We start from the raw sequence: 12,380 nt of genomic DNA, 5'->3' as shown, positions 1-12,380 counted from the left end.
AGCCAAGGCCACGGATGTGGTCGCCCGGCGTTGAGGGAACCGTACCTAAACCTCGGGCCGCCAGGGCTCCGGCCGGGCCAGCTGGCTCAACAGGCGGCGGGCCACGTCGGCGGCGGAGCCCAGCACCGACAGGATGTCCCAGCGCATCTCCCCCAGGCCGCGGCCGCCACGCTCGCCCTTGGGGCGGCCTTCATCGGCCGCCTGCTGCTGGTTCAGCACCAGCCACAAGCCCAGGAAGGGCACGGGTGCTGCGTGGGCCACCGCCTCGATATCCGCCCGCTGGTCCGGCCGGGCGTAGACGGCATCCGCCACCACGGCGTGGCCGGCCTCCAGCACCAGTCCGGCGCGGCCCGCCATCTCGCCATAGACGCGGGTGGTCACCGCCTCGCTGTAGCCGGACGCCGCCAGCGTCCCCTCCTCCGGCGCGTCCAGCAGGCGGCGGCGCAGCGCCTCGGACTGCAGGATGACGGCGCCGGGGATGGGCCCGATCTCCGGCGCCAGCATGCGCGCCAGGGTGGACTTGCCCGTCCCCGGCAGCCCGCCAATGGCGATCAGGCGCGGCGCCCGCGGATTGAGGGCGGACAGGGCCAGGTCCAGGTAGGCCGCCGCCTCACGCCGGAAGGAGGCGCCCGCCCCCACCGGCCGCCGGGCCGCCGCCGTGCTGGCCGTCATGTGGGCGCGGATGGCGGCGCACAGGCTGATGAACAGGGGCAGCAGCGCCAGGCCGGCGAAATCGCCCGTCTGCTCCAAATAGCGGTTCAGCACCAGGTTGGCGAAGGGCCGCAGCCGGCGGTGCTCCAGATCCATCAGCAGGTAGGCGAGGTCGTGGAAGACGTCGATGACCGCCGGGCCCCCGTCCACCACGTCCCCATCCCGGGGGGCCCCATCCCGGGGGGCGCCGGCTTCGTCCAACAGAATGGCGGCGCCGAACAGAGTGGGCTGGCCGCCCCATAGACAAATGTTGCCCAGCTGCAGGTCGCCATGGCAGGGCCGGACATAGCCGGAGCGGCGGCGACGTTCGATCAGCCATTCTTGACGGGCCACGGCCGCCATCAACCCACGCTCCAGCCGATCCAGTGCCGGGGGGTCGAACAGATCGGGATGCTGGCGCAACGCGCCCAGGGCGCCGGTCACCGCCGTCCGCACCGCCTCCATCCCGCCGGGGGGTGGCCAGCCGGCGCGGTTGATACCCTCGTCATGGGCGCTCTCATGCAGGGCGGCCACGGCGTCGGCCACGGCCCGCATGCCGTCGCGGGTCAGCAACCCGGCCTCCGCCTGGCGGTCGAACAGGCTGGATTCGGCGAAGCGGCGCATGACCACCACCCAGTCGACCGCCGCCGCCCAGTCCGCCGTCCCCCGATCCGCCGCCCCCCGATCCGCCGGTGTCGCGCCCGCGCCGGAACCGGCGGGCGCCAGCACCAGGCGGCCATGGGCGCCCGGCACCACCGCCAGCACGCCCTCATACAAGCCCGGCGCCGTGCGCCGGTTGACGGCAACCTCGGCCAGGGCCACGCGGCGCCGGCGATCGGGCGTGGACAGGTCCAGGTGGGGGAAATGGACGGCGCGCCGTATCTTGTAGGCGCGATCCCCGGCCAGGAAGATGATGGCGCTGTCGGTATCGATTCGCTCCACCGCCAAACCCTGGTGGGTCGCCGGATCGCCCAACAGGGCGATCGTGGCGGCCTGGTCCATCAGGGTCGGGTTCGCGGGCGCCGGACACAGATCCATGTCCTGATTTTAAAGGCGTTTTATGACAGGCAGTCGTGCATCCCGCGCCAATTTTTCCGCCCGGTGACGCCCGGCACTGTCCCACCTCCGCCTTGCGGCCTATACCCCTGATATTGTGCAGCCGCGAAACCATATAAGGTGAGGGCATTGCGCCTATGCGGCGCGCTTTCATGAAATCGTAACCGGGGCGGCCCTATTAAGGCGTCGCCCGGAGTGTGAGTGTGGCCTTGCGCGTGTGTAGCCTGGGTGGCTGAACGCCTGTTTGTCGCATATGCGCAACAGTCGTCGGCTATGCGAGGCAAAAGGTAGCGGTCACTGCTTTGGTCGTTGAGTTGCCTGGCCTATTCGGGAATCATCCTGAAAACTTCTTAATAAGGATCGCGGTCGTGATACGGCGTCTTCTGAAGTCCACGGTATTGGCGTTGGGGCTGGTCACAGCCGCGGCGCCGGCGTTCGCCGAGGACACCCCCAGCTTCCTCAGCTTCGGCATCGGCGAGTACGACGTGCTGCGGACCGGGCCGAAGCACAACACGACCGACTACCGCGTCGAGTACCGGCCCAACACCTCGCTGTTCAGCAACAGCTGGATCCGCATCAGCCCCTGGGTGGGCGGTGAGTTCACCGGCCAGGGCGGCGCGTATGGCGTGGGCGGCATCCTGTTCGACATTCCGTTGGGCAGCTCCTTCGACTTCACGCCCAACTTCGGCGTCGGCGTCTACGGCACCGGCAGCGGCAAGAACCTGGGCAGCTGGGTGGAATTCCGCTCCACCGCCGAAATCTCGTACAAGTTCGAGAATCAGAGCCGCCTGGGCCTGTCCTTCGGCCACATCTCCAACGCCGGCATCGGCGAGGTGAACCCCGGTTCCGAGATCGTGACCCTCTACTACCACATCCCCACCAGCTGGCTGTTCGGCGGCTGGTAAGCCAGCCCCTCAGGGCTGAGATGATCACAAGGGCGCCTCCGGGCGCCCTTTTTGTTTTAGGAATATGGCGGCGGCCATTGTGCTGCGCACGCGATCCGCGGACATGCCAAAACGCCCTCCACCCCGAATGGGATAGGGCGCTTCAAGGACCAATAATGTCGGAAGAATTTAAGAGGAGTGGTGGGTGTACAAGGACTCGAACCTTGGGCCCGCTGATTAAGAGTCAGCTGCTCTACCAACTGAGCTATACACCCGCCCCTCATGAGCCGCCGCCGTGGCGCCGGCCGCCGGGTCTTGCGTCCCGGTGAGGCGCGCTTTGTAGCGTCCCGGCGCGGGCTTGTCGATAGAAAAATGACAGGAAAAACGCGCTGCCACCCGGCGCGGGCGAATGGCACCCATGCGGCCTGGGCGGCCTGAAATGGAGGGAATCATAAGGGCTTAGCCGAAAGCGCCAGCGCCAATAACCCCGACCTCACAGTCCGGGCGTAATCTTGAAGATATCACGGGAAAGGGGAGTGGTGGGTGTACAAGGACTCGAACCTTGGGCCCGCTGATTAAGAGTCAGCTGCTCTACCAACTGAGCTATACACCCGCCCCTCGAAGGCCGCCGCCGTGGCGCCGGCCCGCCGGGTCTTGCGTCCCGGTGAGGGCGGTTTCATACGGCGATAGGCGGCGCTTGTCGACAGAAAAATGCATCAGCGCATCGACATGGCGCCCTTGCAGGAACAAAAGGGCGGCAAGGGCGCCATGCCCTCCTCCCCTTCCCCCGCCAGATGGTCAGAAATCGCTCATGCCGCGGCGGGACATGCGCACGTCCCGATGCACATGGACACACAGCAACAGGCCGAAGCCGATCATGACCGTCAAGGCCGACGATCCGCCGTAGGAGATCAGCGGCAGGGGGACGCCCACCACGGGGATCAGGCCCATGACCATGGCAATGTTGATGAACATGTACAGGAACAGGTTCACCGTCAGCCCCATGGCCACCAAGCGGCCGTACTGGTGCCGGCAGCGCATGGCGATGACATAGCCGTAGACCAGCAGCAGGGCATACATCGCCAGGAACACCAGCGCCCCCACCATGCCCATCTCCTCCGCCAGCATGGTGAAGATGAAGTCGGTCTGCTTTTCCGGCAGGAAGTTCAGGTGGCTTTGCGAGCCCATGAGGAAGCCCTTGCCGAACATGCCGCCGGAACCCAGGGCGATCTTGGACTGCATGATGTGGTAGCCATGCCCCAGGGGATCGTTCTCGGGGTTCAGGAAGGTGTTCACCCGGTTCTTCTGGTAGTCGTGCATGAAGTGCCAGATGACCGGGATGGCGGCCAGGACGCTGCCGATGACCAGGGCGAACTTCCACAGCCGCACGCCCACCAGCCAGAAGATGGCGCCCGACACCATCAGCAGCATGAGCGAGGTGCCCAGGTTGGGCTGCAGCAGCACCAGGCAGACGGGCGCCACGATCATGACCAGGGCCGGGATCAGGAAGGTGATGCGGCCGGTGTCCTCCAGCGAGGCGCCGTGGAAATAGCGCGCCAGCGCCATCACCAGCGTCACCTTCATCAACTCGGACGGCTGCAGCTGCATGAAGCCGAGGTCGATCCAGCGCTGCGCGCCCATGCCGACGTGGCCCATGACCTCGACCACGATCAGCAGGAAAAAGGCGATGCCGTAGAGGAAGTAGGAAAACTTCAGCCAGAGGCGGATGTCGATCAGCGCCACCACCAGCATCAGCACCAGGCCCACGGCGAAGCGCATGATCTGGCGCGTGGCCCAGGGGTCGAAGTTGCCGTTGGCGGCGGAATAGAGCATGGCGAAGCCGATGCAGGCCACGGCCGTGATCAGCAGCACCAGGCTCCAGCTGATCTGGCCCAGCTTCTCCCCCAGGCTCATGTTGGACTGGGGGTCCAGGCCCATGTCGAGATTGATCATCGCGGCGTTCCTTCCCCGGGCAGGGCGGGGGCGGCAGTGACTTGGGTAGGCGTGACTTGGATGGGTGCGGACGGGGCGGCACCGGCATCGGCCTGCTGCGCCCGGGCGGCTTCCATCAGCTGGATTTCCAGCAGCAGGTCGCGGGCGATGGGGGCGGCCACCGAGCTGCCGCCCACACCGTGCTCCACGATGATGGCGCAGGCGTAGCGCGGGGCCTGCACCGGCGCGAAGGCGATGAACAGGGCGTTGTCGCGGTCCTTCCAGGGCCGCTCGGCCTTCAGCAGGCCGGCGTTGCGCTCCGCCATGGTGATGCGCTTGACCTGGGCGGTGCCCGACTTGCCGCCCATCTCGAACCCCGGCTGGGTGATGCGGGCGGCGTAGGCGGTGCCGCCGGCCGAGGTGACGCCCGCCATGCCGGCCAGGACGCGCTGGATGAATTCCGGCTTCACCCCGATGTCGGGCCAGGCTGTCTGCTCGGTGTATTCCTGCTCCACCGCCTTGGTCAGGTGGGGCTTCACCGCCTTGCCGCCGCTGGCCAGGCGGGCGCACATCACCGCCAGCTGGATGGGGGTGGCGGTGACGTAGCCCTGGCCAATGGCCACGCTTAACGTTTCGCCGTCGTACCAATTTTCCTTGTAGGTGCGGCGCTTCCACTTGGTGTCGGGAATGATGCCCGTCTTCTCGCCCGGCAGGTCCAGGTCGGTGCGGTCGCCCAGGCCGAAACGGCGGGCCATGTCGGCGATGCGGTCCACGCCGATGCGCCGCGCCAGGTCGTAGAAATAGACGTCGCAGGACATGCGGATGGCGTCGTGCATATCGACGGGGCCGTGGCCGCCCTTCTTGTAGCAGTGGAAGGTGTGGCCGCCGAAATCGTAGTGCCCGGGGCAGAAGACGCGGTGGGTGGGGTCCACCCCCGCCTCCAGCCCAGCCAGCGCCGTCATGGGCTTGAAGGTGGAGCCCGGGGCGTAGTGGCCGGCCACCACCTTGTTGGTCAGGGGCGAGGCCTCGTTCTTGATCAGGCTGTCATAGAGATCCTGCGGGATCCCCATGGCGAACTGGTTGGGGTCGAAGCTGGGGTGGGAGGCCAGCGCCAGGATGCCGCCGGTCTGCACGTCCAGCACCACGGCGGCGGCGCTCTCATGCTCCGCCAGGCGCTGCTGGGCGTAATACTGCAACTTGGCGTCGATGGTCAGCGTCACCTGGTGGCCCGGCTGGCCATCGTTGCGCGCCAGCTCACGCACCACCCGGCCCACGGCGTTGACCTCCAGCTGGCTGGTGCCGGCGGTGCCGCGCAGGGCCAGGTCGTGCTTGCGCTCGATGCCGCTCTTGCCGATGCGGAAGCCCGGCAGGGACAGCAGCGGATCGCGGGCGTTCTGCAGTTCCTGCTCCGACACCACGCCGACATAGCCCAGGATGTGGGCCGCCTGCTCCCCGAAGGGATAGGAGCGTACCTGCCCCACCTCGATGGAGACGCCGGGCAGGTCGGGCAGGTTCACCTCGATGGCCGAGACCTGGTCCCAGGTCAGGTTCTCACGCAGGGTCACGGGCGCGAAGGAGCGCAGGCGGTCGACATCGCGCAGGATGCGGCGGCGGTCGGCATCGGTCAGTGGCAGCAGCTTGACCACCTTGTCCAGCGTCTCATCCACGTCGTCGGTGCGCTCGGACACCAGCACGGCGCGGAAGTTTTGCTCGTTCACCGCCAAGGGCACGCCGCTGCGATCGACGATGGTGCCGCGCGACGGCGCCAGCAGGCGCAGGGAGATGCGGTTGTCCTCGGCCAGGGTGGTGTAGTGGTCGCCCTCCAGGATCTGCAGGTAGTAGAGGCGCGCCACCAGGGCGGACAAGGCACCGGCCTTCAGCCCGCCCAGCACCAGCGTGCGGCGGTTCATGACGCGCTGGCGCTCGGCGTCCCTATCGATCGCGTTGAACATAGTAAGTTTTTACCCCCTCAGACGCCGGACGCCCGCATCCGCGGGCTTGGGCTTCCTCGGTTTCCAGTCCACTTCGTTCCCCGGAAACCTCCGGCGGACGCAGTCACGTCCTACAACGGCATGAGAGATGCCTCATGCCGTTGGCATTTCGCTTCAGGTCAGCTCAACAGGCTGCGGTGCAGCTTGCTGAAACACCAGGCCGGAACCGGGAACAGCACGATGGCCAGCAGGGCCTGGGCCACCACGTTGCCCGGCCCCACCAAGTGGGCGGTCATCAGGCTGTAGGCCACCCACTGCACGGCCCCCGCACCCACGGCCACCAGGGCGAAGCCCAGCCACAGGAACCAGAAGGAGTTCCCCAGGAAATAGCGCCGCTGGGTCAGCACCAGCCAGTAGGCCAGCACATAGACCAGCGCGCTCATGCCCAGGGGCGACCCACCCAGAAGATCCTGCAGCACCCCAATGCCGAAGGCCATATAAGGCTTCAGCAGGTCGGGGCGATAGATCGCCCAGTAGTAGATGGCCATCAAGGTGAGGGGGGGCGCCACGAAGGAATAGTCGGGCAGCTGCAAGGGCATCATCCCCACCAGCATGGCCGCCACCGTGGTGCTGAAGGGCACCGAGTTCCGCCCGGCCTGGTCCAGCCGCTGCCAAATGCCAACCGCCATGGCGGCGTTACTGCATGCCGCCGGGCTGGGCCGCTTCGGCCGCCAGTCCGCCGGGGATGCCGAAATCGACCAGCTGCACATATTCGATGCGCGACAGATCGACGATGGGGGTGACCCGCGTCTCACCATCATGGGTGGCGGCCACGATGCCCACCGGCAGGCCGGCGGGGAACAGCCCGCCATGGCCGGAGGTGAACACCCGCTCACCCACCGTCGGCTCCACGCCGCGCGGGATATACATCAGGCGCGGCTGGTCGGAGTTGTCGCCCGACAGCATGGCGCGCTGGCGGGTGGTTTCCAGCACCACGGGAATGCGGGCGTTCAGGTCGGTGACCAGCAGGATGCGGGACGACCATTCGCCCACCTGCACCACGCGGCCGATGACGCCCTGGCCGGCCATGGCGGCCTGGCCCCGGCGCACGCCGTCGCGCTGCCCAGCCATCACCACCAGGGTACGGACGAAGGCCCCACCGGGATCGGCGATGACGCGGGCGGTGATGTAGGAGGCGGCGGGGTCGGGCTTGTAGGCCAGCAGGCCGCGCAGGGAGTTGTTCTCCGCCTCCAGCCGTAAGGCTGTCTGCTGCCACTGGCGCAGGCGCTCATTGTCCTCGCGCAGGCGCTGGTTCTCGGCATAGAGCGCCGTCAGCTGGTGGCCGGACTCCAGCACGCTGGCCACGGCACCGGCGGGGCGGGCGATGAAGCCCAGGATGGGGGCGAAGGCGTCGGTGACGCGGGCGCGGGCGGCGTCGATGAACACAGGATCGACGCGCGTCATCATCATCAGCCCGATGGCGGCCAGCACCATCAGCAGAAATGAGAATCGCTGCAGCAGCGCCCGCATGGGTGCTGCGATCCTGAGCGCGGTGCCACCGCTGCGCGTCTTCACAGGCAGTCCCCGTCCCGCTACAGGGGGCCCGGCAATGCATCCGGTTTGGATACGATGCCGGCCCCGTCCCAAAAAAACGTCCCAGGCGCCCATGTGGGCGCCCGGAGGCCCTTGGTCAATACATGCTGATCAGCACGTTGCGCAGGGTCTTCATCTCCTCCAGCGCCCGGCCCGTACCCAGCGCGACGCAGGACAGGGGATCGTCGGCGATCGACACCGGCAAGCCCGTGGCATGGCGCAGGACGAAATCCAGGTTGGACAGCAGCGCGCCACCACCGGTCAGCACGATGCCCTTGTCCACGATGTCGGCCGCCAGTTCGGGGGCCGTGTGCTCCAGCGCGACCTTGACGGCCTCGATGATCTGGCTCACCGGCTCCGCCAGGCTTTCGGCAATCTGGCGCTCGCTGATGATGAGTTCCTTGGGAACCCCGTTCATCAGGTCACGGCCCTTTATCTCCATCACCCGGCCCTCGCCATCCTCCGGCGGGCAGGCGGAACCGATTTCCTTTTTGATGCGCTCGGCCGAGCCTTCGCCCACCAGAAGGTTATGGTTGCGGCGGATGTAGCCGATGATGGCCTCATCCATCTTGTCGCCGCCCACGCGGACCGAACGGGAATAGACGATGCCGCCCAGCGACAGGACGGCCACCTCGGTGGTGCCGCCACCGATATCGACCACCATGCTGCCCGTCGGCTCGGTCACCGGCAGGCCGGCGCCGATGGCGGCGGCCATGGGTTCCTCGATCAGGAACACGCGGCGGGCGCCGGCGGCCTCGGCTGATTCCTGGATGGCCCGGCGCTCAACGGCGGTGGAGCCCGACGGCACGCAGATGATGACCTGCGGGCTGGCGAAGCTGCGGCGATTGTGCACCTTGCGGATGAAATGCTTGATCATTTCTTCCGCAACTTCGAAGTCGGCGATGACGCCATCGCGCAACGGACGGATGGCCTGAATGTTGCCCGGCGTACGGCCCAGCATCAGCTTGGCCTCGTCACCGACGGCCAAGACCTGCTTCTTGCCGCGGACGCTCGCAATCGCGACCACGGACGGTTCGTTCAGGACAATACCGCGACCCTTGACGTAGACCAGCGTATTGGCCGTGCCGAGGTCGATCGCCATATCGGCGGAGAAAATGCCAAGCAAGTTCGTAGGACATCGGTTAGTGGGTTGCGGGAAGGTGGCCCTGCGCACCGCGGGTTTCCCGGGGGAAACGAGCATCGCACCGCCATAGGGGTTGCATAGAACAGAATCGCTAGGCCGCTCAAGCCCTGATGACACCCCGCCCGTGATTTTATCGCCGCGGCGCGGAACGCTTGTGAACCAAGGGGCGCCCAGGGGGCGGTTCCGGTGCGCCCGGGCACCTCCACCGCTCACCGGACCTGCCCCGGCAACCTGCGGGCGCACTAGCGTGCCGCCTGCACCGCCGCGTCGCCCAGCCCCGCACGGGACTCGGGATTAAGGGGTTAATATAGGCCTCAGGCGCTGATCGCCGCCGGCGCCGTCTTCTGCCGCTTGACCAGCAATTTGTTCAAGGCGTGCAGATAGGCGCGGCAGGAGGAAACCAGGGTGTCGGCGTCCGCCCCCTGGCCGTTCACGGTCTTGCCGCCCTCCTCCAGGCGCACGGTCACCTCGGCCTGGGCGTCGGTGCCGGCCGTCACGGCATGCACCTGGTAAAGTTGCAGCCTGGCCTCATGCGGGAAGACCTGCTTGATGGCGTTGAACACCGCATCCACCGGGCCGTTGCCGAAGCTGACCACCGGGGGCACGGCCTCACCCCCCACCGTCACCTCCAGCACCGCGTGCTGCGGCCCGCGCGACCCCGCCACCACCTGCAGCGAGACGAACTGGATGTGGTCGTGCTGGCGGCCCACCTCGTCATCGATCAGGGCGATGATGTCCTCGTCGAACACGTCCTTCTTGCGGTCGGCCAGATCCTTGAAGCGGCGGAACGCCTCGTTCACGGCGTTGTCGCCCATATCCTCGTAGCCCAGCTCCTTCAGCTTGGCGCGGAAGGCGGCGCGGCCGGAGTGCTTGCCCATCACCAGGGTGGACCGGTTCAGGCCCACCGATTCCGGGGTCATGATCTCATAGGTGCCGGCGTGCTTCAGCATGCCGTCCTGGTGGATACCGGATTCATGGGCAAAGGCGTTGGCGCCGACGATGGCCTTGTTGGGCTGCACCACAAAGCCGGTGATGGTGGATACCAGGCGCGAGGCGCGGGTGATGGCCTCGGTCTTGATGCCGGTCTTGTACGGCAGATAGTCGGCGCGGGTGCGCAGCGCCATCACGATCTCTTCCAGGGCGGCGTTGCCCGCGCGTTCCCCCAGGCCATTGATGGTGCATTCCACCTGCCGCGCGCCGCCGGCGACACCGGCCAGCGAGTTGGCCACGGCCAGGCCCAGGTCGTTGTGGCAGTGGACGGAGAAGATGGCCTGGTCGCTGTTGGGCGTCTTTTCCCGCACGGCGCGGATCAGCGCGCCGTATTCTTCCGGCACGGCATAGCCCACGGTATCGGGGATGTTGATGGTGGTGGCGCCGGCCTTGATGGCGGTTTCCACGCAGCGGCAGAGGAAGTCCAGCTCGGTGCGGGAACCGTCCTCGGCCGACCATTCCACGTCTTCCACGTGGTTGCGGGCCAGGCTGACGCTGTCCCAGACGGCCTGGACCACGGCGTCCGGCTCCATCTGCAGCTTGTACTTCATGTGCAGCGGGCTGGTGGAGATGAAGGTGTGGATGCGCTGGCGCGCCGCCCCCTTCAACGCCTCGGCCGCGCGCTCGATGTCGTTGCGGTGGGCGCGGGCCAGGCCGGCGATGGTGGCGTTGCGCACCACCCGGCCCACCTCCCGCACCGCCTCGAAATCCCCGTTGGAGGCGGCGGGGAAGCCGGCCTCGATCACGTCCACGCCCATTTCCTCCAACGTCTGGGCGATGCGGATCTTCTCTTCCAGGTTCATGGAGGCGCCGGGCGACTGCTCGCCGTCGCGCAGGGTGGTGTCGAAGATGATGACGCGGTCGGAGGACGGGTGGGTCATGGTGAAAAATCCTGGGCTCGGGATCCGTCTGGTCTACGCCCCGTTCCCGCCCCTGGCAACATTTGACCAGCGTTTTGTTTCCGCAGAGCAGATGCGGACGACAGGAATGCGTCTGAAATGCTGCGCCCGCGAAAAGAAAAGGACCGGCACCCGTCAGGCGCCGGCCCTTCCTTTTTTTCTCAGTCGCCGGGCTTCCTCGGTCGCGTCCTCGTCGCTTCGCCCCGGGGATGGCCCGCGAACCGCTTAGTTGCGGCTCTTGTCCACCAGCTTGTTGCTGGCGATCCAGGGCATCATGGCGCGCAGCTTGCCGCCCACGTCCTCGATCGGGTGCTCGGCCTCGCGGCGGCGGGTGGCCTTGAAGCTGGGCAGACCGGCCTTGTTCTCCAGCATCCAGTCGCGGGTGAAACGGCCGGACTGGATGTCATCCAGCACGCGCTTCATCTCGGCCTTGGTCTCACTGGTGACGATGCGCGGGCCGGTGACGTAGTCGCCGTACTCGGCCGTGTTGGAGATGGAGTAGCGCATGTTGGCGATGCCGCCCTCGTAGATCAGGTCCACGATCAGCTTCACCTCGTGCAGGCACTCGAAGTAGGCCATCTCGGGGGCGTAGCCCGCCTCGACCAGGGTCTCGAAGCCGGCCTGGATCAGCTTGGTCAGGCCACCACACAGCACGGCCTGCTCACCGAACAGATCGGTCTCGCACTCTTCCTTGAAGGTGGTCTCGATGATGCCGGAGCGGCCGCCGCCCACGGCGGAGGCATAGGACAGCGCCACTTCCAGGGCGTTGCCCGAGGCGTTCTGGTGCACGGCCACCAGGCAGGGGACGCCACCGCCCTTCTGGTATTCGCCGCGCACGGTGTGGCCGGGGCCCTTCGGCGCGATCATGAACACGTCCAGGTCCGGCCGCGGCTCGATCAGGCGGAAGTGCACGTTCAGGCCGTGGCCGAAGGCGATGGCGGCACCCTGGCGCAGGTTGGCGGCCAGCTCGTCACGGTACAGGTCGGCCTGCAGCTCGTCCGGCGTCAGGATCATGACGACATCGGCCCAGGCGGCGGCCTCGGCCGGGGTGACCACCTTGAAGCCGGCGCCTTCGGCCTTCTTGGTCGTGGCCGAGCCGGGGCGCAGCGCCACCACGATATCCTTCACCCCGCTGTCGCGCAGGTTCTGGGCGTGGGCGTGGCCCTGGCTGCCGTAACCGATGATGGCAACCTTCTTGCCCTTGATCAGGTTAACGTCGGCGTCACGATCATAATAAACGCGCATGGGTCTCAGCCTTTTG

General features: G+C 67.1%; 9 protein-coding genes and 2 tRNA genes. 1 reads left to right on the top strand and 10 read right to left on the bottom strand.

Annotated elements, in window-relative coordinates:
• Positions 1–45: 45 nt before the first annotated feature.
• A complete protein-coding gene (locus FBZ89_RS21885) occupies positions 46–1,728 on the bottom strand; it encodes a bifunctional aminoglycoside phosphotransferase/ATP-binding protein (protein ID WP_246172446.1) in 1,683 nt (560 codons plus the stop codon).
• A 386-nt stretch (positions 1,729–2,114) separates the two neighbouring features.
• Between FBZ89_RS21885 and FBZ89_RS21880 the strand changes: the two genes are divergently transcribed.
• Positions 2,115–2,651 (top strand): acyloxyacyl hydrolase, encoded by a 537-nt coding sequence (locus tag FBZ89_RS21880; RefSeq protein ID WP_157999584.1) that lies wholly within the window; start codon positions 2,115–2,117, stop codon positions 2,649–2,651.
• A 178-nt stretch (positions 2,652–2,829) separates the two neighbouring features.
• Here the strand turns inward: FBZ89_RS21880 and FBZ89_RS21875 are convergent.
• The 9 genes from FBZ89_RS21875 to ilvC all read right to left on the bottom strand — a co-directional run bounded on the left by FBZ89_RS21875 (position 2,830) and on the right by ilvC (position 12,364).
• A tRNA-Lys gene (locus FBZ89_RS21875) sits at positions 2,830–2,905 on the bottom strand.
• A gap of 262 nt (positions 2,906–3,167) precedes the next feature.
• A tRNA-Lys gene (locus tag FBZ89_RS21870) sits at positions 3,168–3,243 on the bottom strand.
• A gap of 185 nt (positions 3,244–3,428) precedes the next feature.
• Positions 3,429–4,583: a rod shape-determining protein RodA gene (gene rodA / locus FBZ89_RS21865; RefSeq protein ID WP_145613255.1), complete on the bottom strand. Its 1,155-nt coding sequence runs from the start codon at positions 4,581–4,583 to the stop codon at positions 3,429–3,431.
• Positions 4,580–6,514: a penicillin-binding protein 2 gene (gene mrdA / locus FBZ89_RS21860; protein WP_246172444.1), complete on the bottom strand. Its 1,935-nt coding sequence runs from the start codon at positions 6,512–6,514 to the stop codon at positions 4,580–4,582. Before mrdA ends, rodA begins: the two co-directional genes overlap by 4 nt.
• Before the next feature lie 158 nt (positions 6,515–6,672).
• The gene (gene mreD, locus FBZ89_RS21855) at positions 6,673–7,182 is read right to left on the bottom strand and encodes a rod shape-determining protein MreD (RefSeq protein ID WP_145752144.1); all 510 of its coding nucleotides are present in this window, start codon (positions 7,180–7,182) and stop codon (positions 6,673–6,675) included.
• Positions 7,183–7,189: 7 nt separating this feature from the next.
• A complete protein-coding gene (gene mreC, locus FBZ89_RS21850) occupies positions 7,190–8,068 on the bottom strand; it encodes a rod shape-determining protein MreC (RefSeq protein WP_145752142.1) in 879 nt (292 codons plus the stop codon).
• 115 nt (positions 8,069–8,183) lie between these two features.
• Positions 8,184–9,212, bottom strand: coding sequence for a rod shape-determining protein (locus FBZ89_RS21845; RefSeq protein ID WP_145752140.1), 1,029 nt, complete (start codon positions 9,210–9,212; stop codon positions 8,184–8,186).
• Positions 9,213–9,544: 332 nt separating this feature from the next.
• The gene (locus tag FBZ89_RS21840; protein ID WP_145752138.1) at positions 9,545–11,101 is read right to left on the bottom strand and encodes a 2-isopropylmalate synthase; all 1,557 of its coding nucleotides are present in this window, start codon (positions 11,099–11,101) and stop codon (positions 9,545–9,547) included.
• Positions 11,102–11,344: 243 nt separating this feature from the next.
• A complete protein-coding gene (ilvC, locus tag FBZ89_RS21835; RefSeq protein WP_145752137.1) occupies positions 11,345–12,364 on the bottom strand; it encodes a ketol-acid reductoisomerase in 1,020 nt (339 codons plus the stop codon).
• Positions 12,365–12,380 lie beyond the last annotated feature (16 nt).

Origin of the sequence: Nitrospirillum amazonense (assembly GCF_007828045.1) — a bacterium.
In the GTDB taxonomy this organism is placed as follows: domain Bacteria; phylum Pseudomonadota; class Alphaproteobacteria; order Azospirillales; family Azospirillaceae; genus Nitrospirillum; species Nitrospirillum amazonense_C.
This window is presented reverse-complemented; position numbering and strand designations above follow the sequence as displayed.